Annotated in this window: 19 protein-coding genes; 3 read left to right on the top strand and 16 right to left on the bottom strand. The window is 40.7% G+C overall.

From position 1 onward, the window contains the following. Positions 1 to 137 precede the first annotated feature (137 nt). The 3 genes from rnc to HMPREF9698_RS07600 form a co-directional block, all read right to left on the bottom strand. The gene (gene rnc, locus HMPREF9698_RS07610; RefSeq protein WP_003778988.1) at positions 138 to 845 is read right to left on the bottom strand and encodes a ribonuclease III; all 708 of its coding nucleotides are present in this window, start codon (positions 843 to 845) and stop codon (positions 138 to 140) included. Between the two features lie 521 nt (positions 846 to 1,366). After that, complete coding sequence (locus tag HMPREF9698_RS07605; RefSeq protein ID WP_003778986.1) at positions 1,367 to 2,353, bottom strand: nuclease-related domain-containing protein; 987 nt, start codon at positions 2,351 to 2,353, stop codon at positions 1,367 to 1,369. 216 nt (positions 2,354 to 2,569) lie between these two features. After that, positions 2,570 to 3,478 (bottom strand): ribokinase, encoded by a 909-nt coding sequence (locus tag HMPREF9698_RS07600; RefSeq protein ID WP_003778984.1) that lies wholly within the window; start codon positions 3,476 to 3,478, stop codon positions 2,570 to 2,572. Between the two features lie 292 nt (positions 3,479 to 3,770). On the opposite strand from HMPREF9698_RS07600, the gene HMPREF9698_RS07595 reads away from it, so the two are divergent. Further along, positions 3,771 to 4,613 carry a DUF72 domain-containing protein gene (locus HMPREF9698_RS07595; protein WP_003778982.1) on the top strand — a complete coding sequence of 281 codons (843 nt, stop codon included), beginning with the start codon at positions 3,771 to 3,773 and terminating at the stop codon, positions 4,611 to 4,613. A gap of 222 nt (positions 4,614 to 4,835) precedes the next feature. Here HMPREF9698_RS07595 and HMPREF9698_RS09020 read toward each other — a convergent pair whose 3' ends face one another. Together HMPREF9698_RS09020 and HMPREF9698_RS08560 are read right to left on the bottom strand one after the other, a co-directional pair. After that, the gene (locus tag HMPREF9698_RS09020) at positions 4,836 to 5,786 is read right to left on the bottom strand and encodes an N-acetylmuramoyl-L-alanine amidase family protein (protein WP_003778980.1); all 951 of its coding nucleotides are present in this window, start codon (positions 5,784 to 5,786) and stop codon (positions 4,836 to 4,838) included. Further along, the gene (locus HMPREF9698_RS08560) at positions 5,783 to 6,325 is read right to left on the bottom strand and encodes a sigma-70 family RNA polymerase sigma factor (RefSeq protein ID WP_003778978.1); all 543 of its coding nucleotides are present in this window, start codon (positions 6,323 to 6,325) and stop codon (positions 5,783 to 5,785) included. Before HMPREF9698_RS08560 ends, HMPREF9698_RS09020 begins: the two co-directional genes overlap by 4 nt. A gap of 332 nt (positions 6,326 to 6,657) precedes the next feature. Here HMPREF9698_RS08560 and HMPREF9698_RS07580 point away from each other — a divergent pair, with 332 nt between their 5' ends. Next, positions 6,658 to 7,818 (top strand): glycosyltransferase family 4 protein, encoded by a 1,161-nt coding sequence (locus HMPREF9698_RS07580; RefSeq protein ID WP_003778977.1) that lies wholly within the window; start codon positions 6,658 to 6,660, stop codon positions 7,816 to 7,818. A gap of 104 nt (positions 7,819 to 7,922) precedes the next feature. Here HMPREF9698_RS07580 and HMPREF9698_RS07575 read toward each other — a convergent pair whose 3' ends face one another. The 11 genes from HMPREF9698_RS07575 to HMPREF9698_RS07525 all read right to left on the bottom strand — a co-directional run bounded on the left by HMPREF9698_RS07575 (position 7,923) and on the right by HMPREF9698_RS07525 (position 20,088). Then, entirely contained in the window at positions 7,923 to 8,294 is a 372-nt protein-coding gene (locus HMPREF9698_RS07575; protein ID WP_003778974.1) for a hypothetical protein, read from the bottom strand. Between the two features lie 151 nt (positions 8,295 to 8,445). After that, on the bottom strand, positions 8,446 to 9,912 hold the full coding sequence (locus HMPREF9698_RS07570; protein ID WP_003778972.1) for an oligosaccharide flippase family protein: 1,467 nt from the start codon (positions 9,910 to 9,912) through the stop codon (positions 8,446 to 8,448). 57 nt (positions 9,913 to 9,969) lie between these two features. Further along, positions 9,970 to 10,926: an acyltransferase family protein gene (locus HMPREF9698_RS07565; RefSeq protein WP_003778970.1), complete on the bottom strand. Its 957-nt coding sequence runs from the start codon at positions 10,924 to 10,926 to the stop codon at positions 9,970 to 9,972. Between the two features lie 101 nt (positions 10,927 to 11,027). After that, positions 11,028 to 12,200: a nucleotide sugar dehydrogenase gene (locus HMPREF9698_RS07560; protein WP_003778968.1), complete on the bottom strand. Its 1,173-nt coding sequence runs from the start codon at positions 12,198 to 12,200 to the stop codon at positions 11,028 to 11,030. A gap of 25 nt (positions 12,201 to 12,225) precedes the next feature. Next, a complete protein-coding gene (locus HMPREF9698_RS07555) occupies positions 12,226 to 13,143 on the bottom strand; it encodes an LCP family glycopolymer transferase (RefSeq protein ID WP_040292829.1) in 918 nt (305 codons plus the stop codon). A gap of 257 nt (positions 13,144 to 13,400) precedes the next feature. After that, positions 13,401 to 14,822: a hypothetical protein gene (locus HMPREF9698_RS07550; RefSeq protein ID WP_003778964.1), complete on the bottom strand. Its 1,422-nt coding sequence runs from the start codon at positions 14,820 to 14,822 to the stop codon at positions 13,401 to 13,403. A 424-nt stretch (positions 14,823 to 15,246) separates the two neighbouring features. Beyond that, positions 15,247 to 16,050 (bottom strand): glycosyltransferase family A protein, encoded by an 804-nt coding sequence (locus HMPREF9698_RS07545; RefSeq protein ID WP_003778962.1) that lies wholly within the window; start codon positions 16,048 to 16,050, stop codon positions 15,247 to 15,249. A gap of 15 nt (positions 16,051 to 16,065) precedes the next feature. Further along, positions 16,066 to 17,139 (bottom strand): EpsG family protein, encoded by a 1,074-nt coding sequence (locus tag HMPREF9698_RS07540; protein WP_003778960.1) that lies wholly within the window; start codon positions 17,137 to 17,139, stop codon positions 16,066 to 16,068. Between the two features lie 15 nt (positions 17,140 to 17,154). Next, positions 17,155 to 18,213: a hypothetical protein gene (locus tag HMPREF9698_RS07535; protein ID WP_003778957.1), complete on the bottom strand. Its 1,059-nt coding sequence runs from the start codon at positions 18,211 to 18,213 to the stop codon at positions 17,155 to 17,157. Between the two features lie 29 nt (positions 18,214 to 18,242). Then, positions 18,243 to 18,998 carry a glycosyltransferase family 2 protein gene (locus tag HMPREF9698_RS07530; protein WP_003778955.1) on the bottom strand — a complete coding sequence of 252 codons (756 nt, stop codon included), beginning with the start codon at positions 18,996 to 18,998 and terminating at the stop codon, positions 18,243 to 18,245. Then, on the bottom strand, positions 18,991 to 20,088 hold the full coding sequence (locus tag HMPREF9698_RS07525) for a glycosyltransferase family 4 protein (RefSeq protein ID WP_169315229.1): 1,098 nt from the start codon (positions 20,086 to 20,088) through the stop codon (positions 18,991 to 18,993). The genes HMPREF9698_RS07530 and HMPREF9698_RS07525 overlap by 8 nt, the downstream gene beginning before the upstream one ends. Positions 20,089 to 20,260: 172 nt before the next feature. Here HMPREF9698_RS07525 and galE point away from each other — a divergent pair, with 172 nt between their 5' ends. Then, complete coding sequence (gene galE, locus HMPREF9698_RS07520) at positions 20,261 to 21,286, top strand: UDP-glucose 4-epimerase GalE (RefSeq protein WP_003778952.1); 1,026 nt, start codon at positions 20,261 to 20,263, stop codon at positions 21,284 to 21,286. Positions 21,287 to 21,288 lie beyond the last annotated feature (2 nt).

The raw sequence follows: 21,288 nt of genomic DNA, 5'->3' as shown, positions 1-21,288 counted from the left end.
TTGGATTTAACTTTTCGGTAATGGACTGGTTTTTTTCCTTGACCAAGCCCTCTAACATAGAGAAGCTTACCCATCACAAGGACAGATAAGCTTGGTCAAGCTTATACTCATTTTTCCTCCGGTTCAGTCACCTAGGTCTAGTCACTAGCCTGCTTTTGGCTCAACTGCTCCAAGGCTTTTTTAGCAGCCTGCTGCTGGGCCCTTTTCTTAGAATTCCCTTGGCCGACCCCATAAGAATCGCCTTCAATTTTCACTTCCACATAAAAAGTCCGGTTGTGGTCCGGCCCCTTGGTATCCACCACATCGTAATCAATCTTGACTTCGCCGTTTTCCTGCATCAACTCTTGCAGAGCCGTTTTGAAATCCATCCCATGAGAAAAATCATCATGGTCAATTTTTGGGAAAAGCACCTGGCTTAAGAACTGGCGGGCCTGTTCGTAACCCTGGTCTTGGAAAATAGCCCCCGTAAAAGCTTCGAAAACGTCACACAAAAGGGCTGGTCGCTCCCGACCCTGCATCATTTCCTCACCCTTGCCGAGCAGGATAAACTGAGGCAGGTCGCACTCCCGAGCCAGTTGGGCCAAACTTTCAGCCCGAACAGAAGCTGCCCGAATCCGGGTCAACTGGCCTTCAGGTAGTTCCGGAAACTTATCATATAAATAAGCCGAGGTACATAATTCCACCACCGCATCACCTAGAAACTCCAACCGTTCCAAGTTTTTGTGCCGGGCCTGATGGTGATCATTCGCATAGGATGAATGGGTAAAAGCCTCTAACAATAAGCTTTCATCTTTGAATTCAAGATCAAACTCTGACTTGATATGGTTTTTCAATTTTTCTAACATCAAATCCTCCTTTCAACAATCGCTACCCTACATTATACCGAAAACAGCCGGCAAATAAAAATGCTAAATTGTAGTCGTGCCGAGGCTTAGATGTAAGATAGCCTCTTGCAGGCTGATATCCTACTTTGGGCTGGGAAAAGAGTTTCTTTCTGGTCGATAATCGGCTTACAACTTTTAAAGTCCTTATGGCTAGCCCATATTGTCGCCTTTCAAGTCCGAAAGTACCGAATGGCTAGCCCATTGTCGCCTTTCAAGCCCGAAAGTACCGAATGGCCAGCCCATTGTCGCCTTTCAAGCCCGAAAGTACCGAATGGCTGGTCCATTGTCGTTTTTCAAGTCCGAAAGTACCGAATGGCTAGCCCATTGTCGCCTTTCAACTCTTAAAGTACCGAATGGCCCCCCATTGTCGCCTTTCGGTATAGTATTGTTATTATTGAATAAAAAAGTTCATCCGTAGCTAGAGATTAATAATTAACATCCTCGCTAATTATCATCACAATCCTATTACGGATGAACTTCAATTATAAATTGTTATATATTTTGTGAAATATTTTATATAAGGGTGGAAAATTAAACAACTTGGTTGACGGGATATAATATTGAGTGAACAACTGTTTTCTACTTAAATAATTTTTAGTATTCTTCGTAATATATTTCCGACTCAACACCCCACCACTATACTGATGGATATCATGGGTCCGAATTGGGGTGTTCTGGTCCAAGATAGAGAGTTCGCCGATTAAGTTCTGCAAGGCCTTAGTTTTACTGCTTGCATGACCACAGTCTCGGCACTTGATTTGCTTGTAGGACGGGTAAGTATCTAAAGACCCGCACTTGTAGCACAGGATCCCCGGGGGCAGGTCTCGGTAATCAAAAGCATAATTCTTCTGGTAAGGGTTGTCGGTTTCAAACTGCTTAATTTTTTCCAGCAAGTTTGGCGGGTTCTTTTTATAAGGAGCTCGCTGTAGGCTTTGGAAATGAAGCTTGAGTTCGTTGCGCATCAAGACATCACTAAATTGGTCCCGGTCCTTAAAATAGCAGTCCTTATTAATCATGACCAGGTGGTAAGATGCCTGGCCTTGGTAGCTGATCAAAGACAGCAGGCTGTTAAACCGAGACTTAATGGCCCTTACCTGGTTGAAAGGATTGCTGGCAAGCGGTTGGCCATTGTAGGAAAAAATATCATTTTGGACCTGGCAATATGCCGGATAATTTTTAATCTCGTAAACATGGATATGGCCGGGCGTAATTAAAATAGCGTCTAGCTGGGTCAAGGTTCCCAATTCAAAATGAAAATCCGTTAGGTAGTCCCAGGAGTCCTGGGCGTAAGTTGAATAGGTCTCATCAAATTGCCTTTCGCCATCAAAGCCCTTGACCAATCGCTGGGCATGGGAAGTGAAGGCCTTTGTTCGCAAAGTTTTCACCACTTCTGCCTGGAGTTCTTGGCTAGGCTGACGAATAAAGTTTAGCTTCCCGTCCATCATCAGTTTTTCGGCAATAGTTCTCATTTCCAAATTTCACCTTCTTTTTCACCGTTACTATTATATACGCAAAAAAGGGCCCTTTTTATTTTTGCTTTTAAAAAAATTGCCAGGCTCATCATCCGATCAGACGAACTTTGAAAAAACTATAGCCTGCTAGCCCGGTCCTCATTACAAGTTGTTATCTCCAGAAAAATCTGGGGTCAAGATGATTTATTTGTGCCAAACTCAAAATTTCCCAGCCTAGCCTGCCAACCAATCTATTTCAATGCCACCTCTTGCTTTGACTTCCGCCACATTTGGGGACCCGGTTTGGGCGCCGATTTTTTCAATTGACAAGGAAGCGGCCAGGTTAGCAAAGTGGATAGCCTGGTCGAGGGGGAGGTCATGGACCATAGCGACTGCCAAGGCTCCATTAAAGGTGTCACCAGCTCCGGTAGTGTCTTTGACTTGATAGGGTTCGATGGACGGGACATGGATAACTTCCTGGCCGTTGTGAAATTTAACCCCATTGGACCCCAAGGTGATGATCAACTTGTTGGGGTATTTGGCTAAAACTTTAGCCTGGTCTTGACCCTTAAAAATGTGGTCAAATTCATTTTCGTTAGGGGTTAAATAAGCAATCTTGTCAATATCGTCTTCCGAAAGGTCTCGGGCTGGAGCTGGGTTCAACAAAACGGGTACTTGCTTGTCCTGGCACAGGTCAAGCAAGTAATGGACTGACTCTTTTGGGATTTCATTTTGGACCAAGACCAAGCTAGCGGATAAAATGTCCTCTTTTGCCTGGTCGACCAGGTCGGCTGTGACCGCATTATTAGCTCCAGGAGTATAGACGATTTGGTTGTCCCCCTTTGCCAAGACAATGAGGGCCGCTCCAGACCCTTGCTGGGAAACTTGGATCACCTGTCTAGCGTCAATTTGATGGTTCTCCAAGTTAGCGATTAAGTTTTTGGCAAAAGGATCATCGCCGACTGCCCCAATCATCTGGACATGGGGGAAGAGTTTGGCGGCTGCCACGGCTTGGTTGGCCCCCTTGCCCCCGAAGTGAGTTGAAAAGGCCTGTCCTTCTACCGTTTCGCCAACTTCAGGAAAACGGGATGTCTGGGCCACAAAATCGGTTGAAATACTGCCAACGACCACGATTTTTTTCATAATCCTTCCTCCTTTTACCCCATTGTACCTGTTCTTTTTTGAAAGTGTAAGCCTTAACAATTCTCGCCAGGTCTTTCAAAAGCAATAATATATTCCTAAACAATTTTCGCTAGGTCTTTCAAAAGACATAAATGTAAGCCTTAACATTTTTCGCCAAGGTTTTCAAAAAAAGTATAAGCCTTAACATTTTTTCTCTAGGGCTTTCAAAGGCAAAAGTGTAAGCTTTAACAATTTTTGGCCCAGTCCTTCAAGATCAAATGTGGTAGAATGTTTTATTGAATGAGGTGGTTTGATGATTGAGATTGCTTTGACCGGTTGGAGCGACCACGACTTGTTGACCGAAACGCAAAAGCAAAAATTAGAAGACTATGCCAAACACTTCCCGGCTGTGGAGATGGATACCAGTTTTTATGCCATCCCACCGGAGAAAAATATCCTGTCCTGGATCGAAAAAACGCCTGACCGCTTTCGTTTTTTCCCCAAGGCTTACAAAGCTATGACCTTGCACGCTGATTACAAGGAAGATTTTGACTCCTTGGAAGACCTCTTTAAAACTTTCAAGGAGACCTTTAACCCTATGATAGCCCGGGGGAAAATTCATAGTTTTCTCTTCCAATTCCCGCCCAACTTCGACTGCAGCAAGGCTAATGTCAACTACCTCCGCTTTGTCCGCCAAGAGATGGGCCAGTTGCCGGTTGCCATCGAATTCCGCCATCCTTCCTGGTTTGAAGAGGGGATGGCTGACAAAACGTTGGAATTCTTAACTGACCAAAACTTTATAAACGTGGTAGTGGACCAACCACAAACATCGTCTAATAGTGTGCCTTTTGTTCCCCAAGTTACCAACCAGCAGTCTGCTATTTACCGCCTGCATGGGAGGAATTATGAAGGCTGGTCGGGTGAGTCAGACGAGTACTGGCGGGATGTCCGGACCTTGTGGAACTATTCTGACCAAGAGATTGCTGAAATTGGCCAAACTAGTCAGAAATTAGCCCAGCAAGCTGATTCCGTTTTAGTGGTTTTTAATAACAATTCAGGGGGCCATGCCGCCAAGAATGCCAAGTCCCTGCAAAAATACCTGGGCCTTGAATTTGATGGTCTGGGCCCCATGCAAATGGATTTGGACCTGTTTTAAGTTGGGAAAAGTGGAGATAATTTAATTGTTTCGAACTTAGGACCGCAACAAACTAGATCCAACTTAGACTAATTAATTCAAGTCAAAAGCTAAAATAGGACTAATTTGGTTCGAATCTTGGAAAACATACAGGAAACACCAAACCCATACAAAAGAGGATGCAAAGGCCATCTTTGCATCCTCTTTCTTTTCGCTACATTAGATTATCTCGGAACTTCTCTCTTAGATCAACTCAACATACTTAGGACTGGCAGTAACATAAAAACGCTGGCCCTTGGAATTTTCCACCTGGTATTGACTGGCCAAGCCGACTTGAACTTTTTGTAAAACCCTAGGAAAGCCTTGGCCATAAGTTAAGTAACCGAAGACATCTTGGTTCTTCCAACTGGCCTTATTATAAAAGCGGAGCCGGCCCCGGTGGATACTTCTCAGTCGCTTGCCTGCTAGTTCTTTAGCTTGGGCACCAGACTTCTTTAATTCCGGCCCAGCTTGCCTTGTGGAAATCTTACCTAACCTTGACAGGCTAGACTTAGTTGAACTCGGTCCCGCTTGCCCAGAAGAAGTCCTGGCTGGTCCTTGTTGGCCTTTCTCAGCCAAAACTCCCCGACCTCCTGCTGGTTGATAAGAAATACCAATTTGGGCGCAAACCACCTTGACCACCCCTTCAGCCACCCGGTAAAAATGATCTTCCTGAGCGTAAAAACTGGCATCCAGTTTGTGGTCGATAAAACCATACTCAATGATAACCGTTTTGGTGGTCCCGGTTAGCCGGTGCATAAAGTAATAGTCACTCTTTTGGTTGGCGGTCTTACGGGAGAAAACCCGGCGCAAAGGTAGGCCACTATCTTTGACAATTTGGTCAGCTAACTTTTGGGCAAAAAGAGGATTGGCCCGGTAAGAATGAATGGTTTCCACCCCTCTGGCCTGGCCGTTAAAGGCATTCCAGTGGTTGGAAATACAATAGTCATATTGGTCCTTAATCCGGGCTACCCGGCTATAAGAAGGCAAAGTTTCGTCTCCTGCCCGGCTCAAGGCAACCCTTGCCCCTAGTTCCTCCAAACGCTTGTACTGGTATAAACTGATGGCTAAGGTCCAGTCCTTTTCTAAGCGACCAAAGCCCACTGCACCTGAATCGCTCCCCCCATGGCCGGGGTCAATCATAATGGATTTCATTTCCTAACCTCCCTGTTTGTGTCCGACATGACTTGGTCATAAGCCAAATACTTGCCTGCAATACGCTTCCTGATTTGGTAGACGGTTTTCCGGCTCCGCCCCATTGCCTGGGCTACCTTGGTCACATTCTCATATTCCAAGTAAAGAGCCAGGTAACACCTTTCCTGGTCCGTTAAACTTTGAATGAAGTCTGCCATCTCAAGCCGAGCCAAACAACCTACTTCGATCCCATCCGTCTGGAAAAGGTTTAACTCTTCATACCGCATAGGGAGGTCGGTTTCTTGGTCAGCCGACCGCTTGATTTTACGGCATTCATCAATAACCGCCCATTTTATTTTTTGGTAGGCATAGCCCCCAAACTGGTAGAGGCCCTCCTCGCTTTCAAAATCACCGGGAAAGTCCTCATAAGCTGCAAAGAGCTTGATTAAGCCTAGCTGGTAGCAGTCATCATAGTGGCTAGCAGTAGAGTGGATCCGCAAGCTAGCTAAAACACCCCATATTATTGATTGAAAGGTCAGGAGAAAATCTCTTTCGTCCATTGCTTCACATCCTTTATTAAATTCCAAGGCCTTGGTAAGGCTAAGATTACTAGACCAGGCCTTCTCATTCAAAAGTCCCTTTCAGCCATAAATGAGGCGAAAAGGGAGATTTCTTGTATTTAGACCTTTTTTCAAGCCAAACCGCTCTTTACCGTGCCAAATCTCATGCAAGTTTTAGAAAATTTGCCAGGTCAAAAATCAGTCTTCGCTTTAGAAGTTAACATTAAGTTTACAAATTTATCATAATTTATACATTAACTTTGACTAATTTTAATAATAGAAAGTTAGGATGGAAATGAAGGCCTACCGTTTGACCAAAAGAGGTGATGATTGTGAAACTTGCACTATTTACTGATACCTATGTGCCAGATGTGAATGGGGTTGCCCTTACCCTAAAAAGATGGGCTGACTACTTAAAGAACCAGGGCCACCAGGTCAAGGTCTTTGCCCCAGAAAGCAAGGAAAAGAAAGATTCCAGCGACCATATTATCCGCTACAAGAGTTACCCCTTTTTCCTGTACCCTGACTTAGAAGCCGCCATTGCCAACCCCCTTGAAATCAAGGCAAAACTGGACCGTTTCAAGCCAGACCTTATCCATGTGGCTACCCCCTTCAATTTGGGTGTCTTGGGCCGGCGATACGCCGTCAAGTATGGTGTCCCCTTTGTGGCTTCCTACCACACCAATTTTGACCAATATTTAAAGTCTTATAACCTGGATTGGGCTAAAGGGATCTTAAACTTTTACCTCAACTGGTTCCACCAAGCTTGCCAGGCTGTTTTTGCGCCATCATCCGTTACGGCTGACCAGCTAAAAGAACAAGGCTATCCCAATGTCAAGATTTGGCCCAGAGGGGTGGACCACCACCATTTTAAGCCAGCCAAGGTCAAAGACTGGGCCAAGCATGAAGCCCAGGCCAAATTCAAGCTAGAAAAAAACAAGCTTACCATTTTATATGTGGGTCGCTTAGCTACGGAAAAGTCCTTGGATGTCTTGATTGATACCCTCAAAGAAATCCCGCCCCACCTCCTCTACAAGCTGCAAGTCAATATCGTGGGCGACGGTCCCATACGACAAGAAATTAAAAGGCAGGCCAGAGAATTTGACCTCCCCATCAACTTACTTGGCTTCCAGCAAGGGGATAACTTGTCCCTCTTATACCAGGCAGGAGATATCTTTTTCTTCCCTTCTGCCACTGAAACCTTTGGTAATGTTGTTTTAGAAGCCCTAGCAAGTGGCCTGCCGGTTATCGGGGCCAAGGCTGGAGGAGTTAAAGACTTAGTCAAGCAAGCCCACAATGGCATCCTCTGCCCTCCTGGAGAGGTGGAAGCCTTTTTAGACGCCCTCTTATTTTTAATGAACAATGCTTCCGTCCGCCAGTATTACGCTAAAAATGCCCGGGCCTTTGCTCTCAAGCAAAGTTGGGACCAGATTATGAAAGAATTATTGGAAGAGCTCCAAGACCTAGTAGACAACCAAGCTTTTTTTAACTAAGCCTGACCAAGAATAGATAAGGCTCAAATACTAAAAAACTGCAGTAAAGTCCAGCTTTGAGCTAGCTTTACTGCAGTTTTTTCAGTTGAATCAGTCGACAGACCCTATCCCCTATAATGCGGGGCCTTTCTTTCGTCATACCAAATCCAAAGGAAGGCAGCTATAAAGAGGATAATGACTAATAAGTGGGCAATCCCTTTTAAAACGATTGGAAAGCCCGATACCAATTGGATAGCAATGGGAAGGCCAAAATAAAAGACCACAGCCCACAAGATGGTCAGGCCAACTTTTTTCCAAGTAATGGGTCTAAGGGAGGACCAAACTGAAAAGACCATCACCAAAAAGACCAGGGTGAGAAGGCCGTGGAGAAGCCCCTTGCCGATTGACGACAAGTCCCCTGTTAGCAGAATAACCACCGGAAAGATGATCAAGGCTGCCAAAAGTATCCACAAAGTTTTCTTAATCCGATAATCCATTACGTCACCTCTATTTTCTAATCTTCCATATTCTATCAAAAGTTAGCTTAAAAAGCATTAGCTTTAGCCTAATGATCTAGATCACAAAAGCCATGGCTACAAAAAGGCCCCTCCCCTAAACTGATCATTTAGGACAAGGAGCCTAATCAAATTAAACACGGTTGGCTACCATGCCAACAAGGTCGTGGAAGGTTTTTTTCTCGAAGAGGTAAACGCTGGCGACATAGGAGATGACTCCTAAAATCACGCTGACAATAAAGTCTACATAAACACTCATGTCGTTCAATACAGCATTTTGGGCTAGGAGCACAACGGCCACCATAATCAAGGTACTAGCAATCAAACCGGTAAAGAGTTTTAGATATTCCAAAAATGACCGGTTAAACTGCTGGTAAACATAGTGTTGGGTGACAATGGATTTAACCAGCATATATAAACCATATAAAATTACAATAGGGTATAGACCAATCTGTAGCCAAGATACCAAGAGCAGAAGAAGAATATATGCTAAGTTTGTGACAAAGTCAATGGCTAGGGCTAATTTCGGTTTGTTGATTGAATACAAAAGATCAGTGCCTATTGAATCACTAATAATATAGGGAATATAGCTAATAGCTAATATTATGAAAAAATTAGAAGAAGCTAACCATTCTTCGTCAAAAAAGATGGGGATAAAAGAATTAGTTGTTAAAGCAATACCTGTAAAAATAGGCAAGGTAACCGTAGCTATATAAGAAGAAATTTGGTTATACCCTCTTATCAAACGTTCTTTTTCATATTTTACTTTAGATAGTACTGGTAAAAGCACCTTAGAAAAAGATACAGTTAATAGTTGTCGAAATTTATTTAAAAGGTTTTTAGCAAAATGGTAATAGCCTAGTACTGATTCTGGTAAGAAAAAGCCAATAATCATTTCATCAACATTGTGGGTCAATTGTATGACAACTTTTTGAAAGCCAACAACAATCCCAAATTTGAAATAAGGCTTGATATCGTCAAGCTTAAAATGGAGACGCAAGTGTAAAAGGTCGAAACTAAAAGTGGCAATTGTTATTCCAATAGCCATAAAACCAACGGCTAAGATTTGTCCAATAACTACAGCATAGAGTGGTTGACTCAATACCTGGAACAAAATGGTGGTCGAAATTAGCAAAACAAGTTCTCGACCCATGTGGATGATTGAAACTGCTTTAAACTGAAATTCTTTCTCTAAGAAGGCAGTGAATAAAATAACCGGACTGTTAAAAAGAATAGACAAACTTAAAACAGGTAGCAAGTCGTTTAAAGGTGGCATATTAAATAAGCTAGCAATCAATGGTGAAGAAATAACCAATAATGAGGCCAAAAAGATAGAAATCATTATTTGTAAGATAAACAAAGAAGACCGTTCATCCTTGGTTACTTCATCTTTACGGATAATGGCCGTATTAAAACCAAAATTTTCTAAAACACTAATAATCCCAATAAAAATATTGATAATAGCCATGACACCGAATTCCTCAGGGGATAGGTTGCGGGTTTTAACAATTAGTAAAATTGGGCCGGTAATAGCGGTTAGTATGGTCCGGGCTGTAGTCCATTTCGTCCCGTTTACGGCCTGGTTTTTTAATGATGGCATTGCTTTGTCAATCTCCATTCAAGTTTAATTTGCTTTACGTATTCTATACCATAATACTTAAGTTTGTGTAAATTTTTCTAGAATTTTACCTAAAAAAACACAGATAATTAAATTAAAGATGAGAGACAATCCTAGATTACTTGGACTGGTTAGCTGACTCATTAACCAGAAGTAAAGCATTTGGCTTAAAAAGATAGGATAAGACGTTTGGCCAAGCCAAATAAGGGGACGACCTAGCCAGTGGTCTGGTTTAGCATAATAGACATGTAGCCCTAAAAAGACTAGGAGTAAGGTCCAAAAATAAGCTGGGCCGTGCTGGGCCTGCCAGTATGTTTCCAATGGAGTGGTTAGGTCAAAATAATAGACTCCGGTAATATAGACCAGGCTCAATCCGGCTAGAGCAAGTAGCCATTTTAACTGAACCCTTTCCTCAGCTAAGGCTAGCCACATGCCTAAGACAATGGCGAAAAGGTAGCGGACAATCAAAATCCGGTAAAGGCTGCCCCACAATCCGGCAAGGTTCAAGCCCCAGTCCAAGGCTAAGGACAAGACCAAAAGCCAAAGGGTATTTTGCTTAGTATTTTGCCGGATTAACCAGTACAGTATAGGGTTTAGAAAGATAGATTGGACCATAATCGGGATGTAATAACCCCCAAAGTCAATATCCCCTAAGAAGAGGTCGGTCAAAAAATTGGCAAGGTCAAGTCTTTGATAGAGAACTAGCTCTAAGACTAACCGAACAAGCATAACTAGGACAAAGGGCTGGATAATCTTAACCAAGCGTCTCCAAATCAGCTTGCCTTGGTAGAGTTGTCCTAAGCTCTCCCTTCCCTTGACCTGGGCCGACTTGGCAAAATTATAACCTACTAGTACCATAAAAATTGGGACCGCCTGCCAAATATGGTAGGGAGCCCCCACCCGGAACCGGATTGACCATGGAAGGGTATGGAGTAAGATTACTGAAAGAATGGCTAGCCCTTTTAAGACGTCGATATTGTAATTTCTCTGTCTCATATCTTCAGCTCAGTCCTTGTTCATTCATGATAAAACCAAGTATCTATTATAAGCTAAAAAAGGCCCTCTTGATATGCCAGAAGGCCTTTTGTAAAGGATTCTTAATTATTTTTGTAAAGGTCCCGGGTGTATACCTTGTCTTTAACGTCTTCTAGGTCATCTGCCATACGGTTGGCAATGATGACGTCCGCCTCTTCTTTGAAGGCATCCAAGTCTTTTAGGACCCTAGAGTTAAAGAACTTGTCTTCATCTAAGGTTGGTTCGTAAACGACCACTTCTACCCCTTTAGCCTTGATCCGTTTCATAACCCCTTGGATGGCTGATTGACGGAAGTTATCTGACCCTGACTTCATGGTCAAGCGGTAAATCCCAACCACTTGAGGATCTTTATCTAAGATCTGGTCGGCAATAAAGTCTTTCCGAGTCCGGTTGGCATCCACTATAGCTTGGATAATATTGTTGGGAACATCTTCATAGTTGGCCAAGAGTTGCTTAGTATCCTTGGGTAGGCAGTAGCCCCCGTAACCAAAGGAAGGGTTGTTGTAGTGGTCACCGATCCTTGGATCTAAGCCGACCCCGTCAATAATGGCCTTAGTATCTAGGCCACGAACTTCAGCGTAAGAGTCCAACTCATTAAAGTAGGCCACACGGAGGGCTAGGTAGGTATTGGAGAAGAGTTTGACGGCTTCGGCCTCAGTTGCACCGACAAACAATTGTGGGATGTCTTCTTTTAAGGCTCCTTCAGCCAGCAAGCTAGCAAAGTGGCGGGCCCGGTCACTTTCTTCCCCCATTATAATTCGGCTAGGATAAAGGTTGTCATATAAAGCCTTACCTTCCCGTAAAAATTCTGGAGAAAAGATGATATTATCGGTCTCATACTTGGCCTTGACATCTTCAGTGTAGCCGACGGGGATGGTTGACTTAACTATCATAACGGCTTCTGGAGCATATTTTAGAACCGTTTCGATAACGTCTTCCACAGCTGAAGTATCAAAGTAGTGGCTTTTTTCATCGTAGTTGGTTGGGGCAGCAATCACCACATAGTCTGGTGACTGACCGTAGGCTACTTTTGGATCAGTAGTCGCTACAAGGTCCAAGTCTTTATTGGTTAAGTAGTCTGAGATATCAGAGTCGACAATAGGAGACTTTCTGTCATTAATCAGGTCGACTTTCTCTTTTACAATATCTAAAGCGACAACTTCATTGTTTTGGGCTAGTAAGACAGCATTGGCCAAACCCACATAACCCATTCCTGCAACTGCGATTTTTGACATGTCTATCATCCTTTATCTTCTGCTTTTAGTTAATTTCAAGGTCTTCTTTCAAGAGGGTCTGAACCCGGTTGATTTCGGCATCACTGACAATATCGTAGTAGACACCATCTATCCTTGTCCCTTCGCCTGACAATTGTTCTTGACGGGTATTACCGGAAGCATCCCGATAATTGGTAAAAATAGTTACCATTTCGTCAAAGGCCATATTAGTTGCCATATTTTGGTCTAAAACCGAAAGCACGCTTCGGTAGTTCAAGATGGATTCAATAGAAGCCAGCTCATCCACAATAGCCATGACCACTTGTCTTTGCCGCTTTTGCCGGCCGTAATCCCCTTCTGGGTCCTGCTTCCGCATCCTAGAGTAGGCTAGGGCTGCTCCCCCATCTAGCTGGGTTTCCTGGCCTTGAGTAAAGCTGTAGCCACTTTGTTGGAAAGTTGAATCAGGCACAAGGGTTATCCCATCAAGGGCATCAACTATTTGTTCAAGTCCTTCCATATTGATGGAAACATAGTAGTCAATCGGAATGTCAAATAGCTTTTGCACGGTGTTAACCGCCATGGAGGTCCCACCAAAGGCATAGGCATGGTTGATTTTATCCATAGTCCCCCTACCTGCTATTTCGGTATAAGTATCTCGTGGAATAGACACGATAGTGGATTGTTGGGTGTGAGGATTAACCGTTACCACCATCATGGTGTCAGACCGGCCTTGGTCGACCCGGCCTTCTTCGCCTGTGTCGATCCCCATCAATAGGACTGAAAAAGGATCGCCATCGCCGAGGTCAACGGCATCATCCCGCATCACTTCTTGGTCTTCCACTTCTTCGTGGATGGCATCAGAAGTTGACCGAATATCCCGGTAAGCAAATAGCCCCACTATAAGAGCTAGGAAAAAGGCAATTAAAACGAAGAAGAGGCAGCCACCACAACCACAGCCTGGCAGGCACCCTCTCCTACGCCGGTAGTAGGGCGAACCCTGGGCAGCTCGAGAAGGAATACGTTCATTTTCCAAAGTTTTCACCTAAATTCTAAAGCATAAGCTAGGTCTAGTATACTGAATTTCGTAAATAAAAGAAATATCGTTTAAGAATTTCTAGTATTATTAATATTTTTCAGCATAATAATCTCGGCACTTTATTCTTAAATATATCTGTAACTTATCAACTTATTATATTCTTATTTCTCAATTAATTACTAACCTTATTTTCTTTTTAAACCTTGTAAGTAATATTTTCCAAAAGATCCTAAATAATAAAGGTATTGATTTGAAAAAAATTTATTCAAATATTTTTCATGTGGATTGATCGGTATTTTTAGCAATTCGGGCCAATTAGTTTTTATTATTTCTTCATGAAGAGAGTATTTAGTTCTTTGGTTTCTAGGAATACTTAACCATAATTCAATCAAGTATCGGCAATTAAAAAGGTAAAAAGGATCTGTCCAAATATCATAATTAATTACACTATTAGGAAACCATCTTCCAAATCTATACTCCCAGAAAAATAAATCATATATAGACAAATAATGGTATTCTTTTACGTCTTTCAACCACTTTTTGACGTATTCTTTGTTTTCTCTAGAATAATTATGGGTTTTTGTAACCAAATAACTTGCAGTAGCCCATTTTTCTGGTAAATTTTTCCCAAAATTACTTTTAGCAAGGGGAATAATATCACCAGTTAAAAAACTGCGATCTTTAAAAGCTGATTTCTTAAGTGTTAAGGCATCATTTAATACGCCTACTTTGTGGTTTCCATCTAGCTTATCACTAAAATAACTTATTTCATCATCTGTAAGTTTTTTTCGTTTAAGCCCTTTGTGAAAAAAATTCATTTTATGAGAAATATCCTTAGCTATCTCTAAATCACCTGTATCGTTTGTACTATAAAAAGTAAAAGTAGGTATATCGTTTATATAATTTTTTAGAAATGATAGTACAGTTCTACTATCAACTCCAGCAGTTAAAGGTAGTGATAATTTTTTTCTTTTTAATATAAAAGAGAGTACATTTCTAATGACATATATTGTTTTTTCAGTAGCATTGAGCAGTGAAATATGGCTTACATCGTCCAAAGGAAAATATCTATGCATTTCTCCGGTATTTGAATCATAATAATGATTTGGGATAAGAACCTTTATTTCCTCAAACATAGTTATGTTATATGGTAAAGGATGTTGATTATCAGCTGCTTCTTTAATGTTAATACTAGTTTCAGAAAATTGAAAATCAAATTTATTTTTTATCAAGTGACTATCTGAAGAGATATATTCTTTACCAGCTTTATTTGTATAATAAACTGGAATAGTTGTAGTGGCATCTGGGAGAATTTTCACTGAATGATCATAATCAAAATAAAATATAACAAACCGACCCAACAAATATTTGCTGAAAATTATAACATCTTCAAAGTTCTTTAGCTTTATTATTTCATTTGTAATATCTTGTTCAGTTAATTCAGGTTTTTCTATATGGAAAAATTCTCCTAATATTGCACAACTTCTTCTATCACTAATAGATGTATAAATAGGAGCTTCACAATAGTGAATATACCAGTTAGCAATATGTATACAATTTTTTAATTCACTTTTCTTTTCCTTATTTAATTCGTATGTTTTATCCATAACATTTTCTCTTTATTAGTATTATTTATCAAATGTAATTAGTAATAAACCAAACACACAAAATGTGCTTTAAAATAACATGTAGAGGCACAAATTACTTAACACTATCCACAGATGTAAATCATATATCTTTCATTTACAACTATTGACTTTATACATCTGTTACTATTCAAATATTACGTTATGTTTGCTATATAATAAGTCACTAATAACTTTAGAAATATTGGTTAAATTACTAATTCAAATTCTATATGAGACTAATTAAAGAGTATTACACCTTCTTTCGTATATTTCTAGTAACTAACTAAATGGTTTTAATTATACATATCTTATATTAAATACTGTATTTAGTGCCAAACAATTCTAACACTTTTATTGTGAATAATACTACAGAATTGGATCATATATACTATTAACAATAAATCTACCTGATTCCCATTTTCTTTTTATAGATATCAACACCTTGTTTCATTAAATAAATAGCTTGGAAAAAGCTAAGTTCCTCTTTATAAAGTTTATACTTTCGAATAGCAAATTGAAAAATTAGTACTGGATAGGTAATTTGAGACATATTATAAAATTTAGCCCCTAAGGTATGGAAATAAGAGGCATTATAACCTTGAAACCAGCTTGAATTAGAAACATCAACCTGACCCACCTCAATAGGTAAATAAAGAATCTTAAGTCCATGATCTAAGCAGTCGTATAAAAATATATTTTCTTCTCCATGACTAAAATACGTACCAGCGCCAAAATCTGTATTAAAAGATATTCCATTATTAACAATTGATTTTCGTTTAAAAGTAATCTCAACAGACGAAATTTTCATGCTAGTTAAATAGCCATCCCAACTTTTTCTTTTTCGAAAAGATTTCTTTCGGTCTTTACTATTAATACGAGAAACTTGGAAAGCAATAATATCAGCATGCGGATTATCCATGTAAGCCTGTTTAATAATATTTACATAATTCTTCTTATAAACAATATCATCGTCAGCTATCACACAAATGTCTGCGCGGGAATTTTTTATAGCTAGATTTCGGCTTCTACTTAGCCCTATATCTTTACTATTAACTAACCTTAAATTACAGCTGCCATATTGCACATCTTTTACACTATAATTATCTTTATTTTGATTCACTATAACGCAATTTGATGATAAGTTGATATTGTTTAAAAAATCTAAATTATTTTTGTTCATCGTAGATAGTAGAACTTCTAAATCCATAAAATCTCCTTATTTTTAATTATTAATAAATTCATCTATTTCTTCTCTTAAGCGATCATGACTACGATTTTCAAAAATCCTTATTGGTCTAAATTGGTAGTCAGAAATACTATAAGGGTCTACTATACCCAACCCACTATAAATCCCAACAAAAAGAAAAGAAACAGTTGCTACAGCTATTATATTTGATACAAACTTTGTTTGTTTAAAGTAATATGCTAGGAAAACAAGTTCAAAAATTTTGAAATACATGCTGACTCTTAAAAAAAGGGCAAACTGGAAACTCATGCCGTAAAGCAAAAAGTTAAAGACTAAGCCATTCAAGATCATCTGCTCAACCCGTCCTTTCCCTAACCGGTCTATAGTCCATAAAAAATATAGAACAATAGCAAGCAAGATATAAAATCTAAAATAGTGAAAGATTGACAAGTCTACATCAAACTGTCCACCTACATAGTGAGAATATCGGTTAAAAATAGGTAATTTAAGTAACAAAGTTAAATCAATTAAAGGTAAAACCCCACTCAATATAAGTAGATAAATAGTTTTAATCTTATCTAGGTTCAAATGGATTAATAGAAATGGAACAAGAAATATAATTGAATCATGAAATAACAGTCCTGCAATAATTCCTAAGCCCGATCTTAAATATTGTTTTTGAAAGGCATAATAGTAACTATTCATGTAGAAACTCACAGCCAAAAATTGACGAATTTGCGACATCTGGGCAAAAAATATTTCTGAGATTAAAAATAAAAAAATCATTAAAACCGTATGTTTATTAATCTTGCTAATGAAACGATAAATGTTGTAGACCGTTATAGCAAAGACAATAAATATGAGAATACCAAAGTATAAATTGCCTTCGGTCAATATTTTTTGAATAAAATAGTAACCAGGTTCTACATTATCGTAATCAGTCAAATAATATCTCAAATAAAAAGGAAAATCTGTTCCCGTCATCCACCTTTGCCCAAAAATAAAAATGGCATAGATAAAAGAAGAGTAGATAAAAAAATTATCCTTTTTAAATAACTTAGCCACAATGAGCAAGATTGTGATCATACTAATATGGAATAACCAAATCATACTTCCACCACTTCGTTAGCCATTAATTTGAACTACTTTCATTTTGATATTGTACAAGCCCATCAATTCAACTTGGTCTTGGTACCAAGTTCGGTCAGTTCGGTAGGGTTGAACGATTAGGTCAATTTCTGCAAATTCTCCTTCCTGGTCCAAAGAAGTCAAGGAATCAAGCACTAAGACCTTGTCAGTATCGATCTCTTGGAGAACTTGGTCGACAGACAAATTATTTTCTTCCTGATTCCCATAGCCTTCCAGAAGAACAATTTTTTTAGCGTCCTTGGGTTGGCTGATAAAGGAATGCAAAAGCTGACTATTCGACTTAGCTGGGTTATAAACCAAAAATTCGACCTCATCTTCTACATTGTAGGCAAAACTATAGTCTAGCTTTTGACCAAAAATAGCCTTCAACAAGGCCAGGCCAGCTGCTAAGACTAGGGAAACAATTAAGGCGATAAAGGTATTTTTGATAACATTTACCGGGGTTATTTGTAAACCTGTTTCCATTAGTACCTCTTCCTCAAAAACTTCACTTACTAATTGAGGTTCAACCAAGGAAAATAGTCTTTTATTCTCTAAAAAATCCACATTCCCTTCCATCAAGAGATCATAATAATATTCTGCTAAAGTTAAATTATTACTTTCATTTCCTAAATTAACAGTAATTGTAAAGATATTCGAATCAGAATTACGAGTAACTTCAACTACTGTAAACTCATTATCGAATTCGGGATAGTCTTCGTTGATTCGATCCTCAATTTCCGGGATATTGATATTTGTTTCTTTATATACATTCTCATTAATAGTGTTCAATTTTAAGTAATCTTCAACCAATTTACCATTAGTAAATAAGTCCCCATCTTCAAATTCAGCATAAAACTGGAAATAAGCCGAATCAGCCTCCAAAACCTCATCATACTCTAGTTCATTTTCCAATTCACTGCTTTCACTGGAACTTAGGCCATCTACAAGGGTCAGTAAACCAGCCAGGACCAAGGTGAAAATAATTGTTGTAATGGTGATAAATTTTAGATGGTCTTTTAAAAACCGCTTGATTTCACTCAAGGTTACATCCATATCTTAAACCTCCAAATGCTCTCCCGTTGTCACTTCTTATTCAAACCAAATTTAACCGTTAAGACCTTGTGGCCAAGTAGGTAGGCTGATTTAGCTAGGCTGAGGTGTTCGATTTGCCGGTAGACCCGCCACTGGTATTTAACCAAGGCAGGCTTGTTTTTAGATAAACTGTCATCCCGTACCCGGTAGTAGGTTAAGGTTTCTTTCAGGCCATAGAGGGTCTTGGCTTTTTTGATCACCCGGAGCCACATGACAAAGTCGTTGCGTTTTTTGATATCTGGGATATAAAACTTGCCTAAGACCTTGGCATTGTAGATCACAGTTGAATTGCCGGGGCAGTACTTGAGCAAACCCTCATAGTCTAACTGGTCGTGGTTGGCTGTGACAGAAAGCAAATTGCCGTCTGAATCAACATTGCCATACTCCGTTGATGAAAATAGGATGTCTTCGCTTTCCATAAAGGCAATCTGTCGGGTCAATTTATCCTTGTGCCAAAAGTCGTCGCTGTCCAAAAAGGCCAGGTAGTCGCCTCTTGCTTGTTCAATGGCGGTATTGCGAGCAATAGCTGCTCCCTTATTTTCCTGCAATTGAAGCAATTTTATTCTGGGGTCGGCAAAGGATTGGATGACCGGAACAGTCTGGTCGGTTGAAGCATCATCGGTGATGACCAATTCCCAATTGTCGTATGTTTGGTTGAGGACTGACTGGATGGACTGGCTGATAAAGCCTTCCGCATTATGGGCTGGCATAATAATGGAAACCAAGGCTTGCTGTACATTAGTCATGGTTTTTTTTCCCCTTTCTATTAATCTTCCGGGCAAAAGCACGAATGGTTTTCACTAAGGGCCGTCGATCTTCCCCGACTAGGCCGATCATTTCCACAAAGATCTCCACCCCAAGTAAGAGTAAAAGGGTAATTAAGATATTACCGAGATAGGATGAGATTGGGTACAAGAGGGCTGTGATGGAAAAGATAGCCGCAATAGCATAGATAAACAAGACGGTTTGTCGGTGAGTCAAGCCCAAAGACATCAGTCGGTGGTGCATGTGGTTTTTATCCGCAGAGGAAATTGGTTTTTTATTTAATTTCCGCCTTAGCATAGCATAAACCGTATCTGTAATTGGCATTCCTAAGATGACGATGGGGATGATTAAACTGACCAGGGTAACATTCTTTAAGCTATACAGGGAAAAGACCGAAATCATAAAGCCTAAAAATAAGGCCCCGGTATCCCCTAAATAAATCCGAGCCGGGTTAAAATTCCAAGGTAAAAAGCCTAGGATGGACCCAACCAGGCTATAGATTAAAATGGTCGCCAAGTAGCTGTTAGCACCGAGGAAGAAGAAACTGATCAAGCCCATGGTCGTCAAGGCTATGGCAGACACGCCACTGGCCAAACCGTCCAAGCCGTCCACCAGGTTAATGGCATTGGTGATGGCCACAACCCACAGCAAGGTAGCCGGGAGACCCAACCAAAATGGCAGGTTAACAGGTCCAATAAGGGGCAAGGTAAACCGGGCCACCGTTAAGTCATTGATCAAGACAATAAAGAGGGCTGCGATCACGATACCAAGCAACTTGGCCTTGGGAGAAATTTCTTTAATATCATCAATCAAACCAGTTGCTACCACGATGGTCGCTGCGATAAAAAGGGGCAGGGATTGTCTGAGCTGGATAGGCTGGAGGAAAAAAATGATAAAGAAAAAGGTGACATAAATCGCCAGGCCACCCAAGGAAGGCATGGGCTGGGTATTCACCCGTCTTTGGTTGGGATAGTCCACTGCCCCTAGCTTGAAGGCCAAGCGCCTGACAAGGGGCGTTAAGGCAAAAGCCATTAAAATGGCCATAATGCAATAAATAATCACTTCATACATGTTATACATATGCTAAATTCCTATCTCTGATTCATTAATATGCCCATCCATTTTAACATAGAAATTTAAATTAAGTTCGGCTTTTTAAAAAGTCTTAATTTTTTCACCCTTCCGCCACACTGGTTCAGTTGTGGTAGAATAGAAGTGATACTATTTAACGGAGGGAACATTTATGTCAATTCTAGTTACGGGTGGAGCTGGCTATATAGGCTCACACACCTTGGTTGAACTTTTAAATCAGGATTACGATGTAGTAGCAGTCGATAACTTCTCCAATTCCAGCCCCCAAGTCTTGAAGCGGTTAGACCAAATTACTGGCAAGCCCTTTCGCTTCTACCAACTGGATATCAATGATAAGCAAGCTTTGACCAACCTCTTTAAAAAAGAAACAATTGAAGCGGTCATCCACCTAGCCGGTTATAAGGCGGTGGGCGAATCCGTAGCCCAACCGGTCAAGTACTATCAAAACAATGTGGGCGGCACTGCCATTTTAATGGAGGTTATGAACCAATTTAACTGTAAAAAGATGGTCTTCTCCTCCAGTGCCACTGTTTATGGCTTAGACAATGAGCCCCCACTGACTGAGGATATGCCCTTGTCCACGATTAACCCTTATGGGCGGACCAAGCTCTTTATCGAGGAAATCTTACAAGACCAAGTCCAAGCTGACCAAAACTGGTCTGGGGTCATCTTGCGCTACTTCAACCCCATCGGAGCCCATGAATCAGGCCTGATTGGAGAAGACCCAACTGACGTCCCATCTAACATCATGCCCTATATCTCCCAGGTAGCTATTGGCAAGTTGGACCAGCTCTCCATTTATGGCAAGGACTACGACACCCCTGACGGAACGGGAGTCCGGGACTACATCCATGTAGTAGACCTAGCCCGAGGCCACCTCAATGCACTAGAAGAAGTCTTGGACACAAAAGACCACCTTGAAATCTATAACTTGGGGACCGGGAAAGGTTATTCAGTTTTAGACCTGGTCCAAAGCTTTACGGAGACCAACCAAGTCCAAGTCCCCTACCAGTTCGTTGACCGGAGACCGGGTGACGTGGCTACTTCCTATGCTTCAGCTGACAAGGCCAAGGAAGGTTTAAGCTGGCAGGCAGAATATGACTTAAGTCGGATGGTCAAGGATAGCTGGCGTTGGCAAAAACAAAATCCCAATGGCTACCAGGCTGAAGAGGGATAAGG

The sequence above is a fragment of the Alloiococcus otitis ATCC 51267 genome (assembly GCF_000315445.1).
Lineage (GTDB): Bacteria > Bacillota > Bacilli > Lactobacillales > Carnobacteriaceae_A > Alloiococcus > Alloiococcus otitis.
This window is presented reverse-complemented; position numbering and strand designations above follow the sequence as displayed.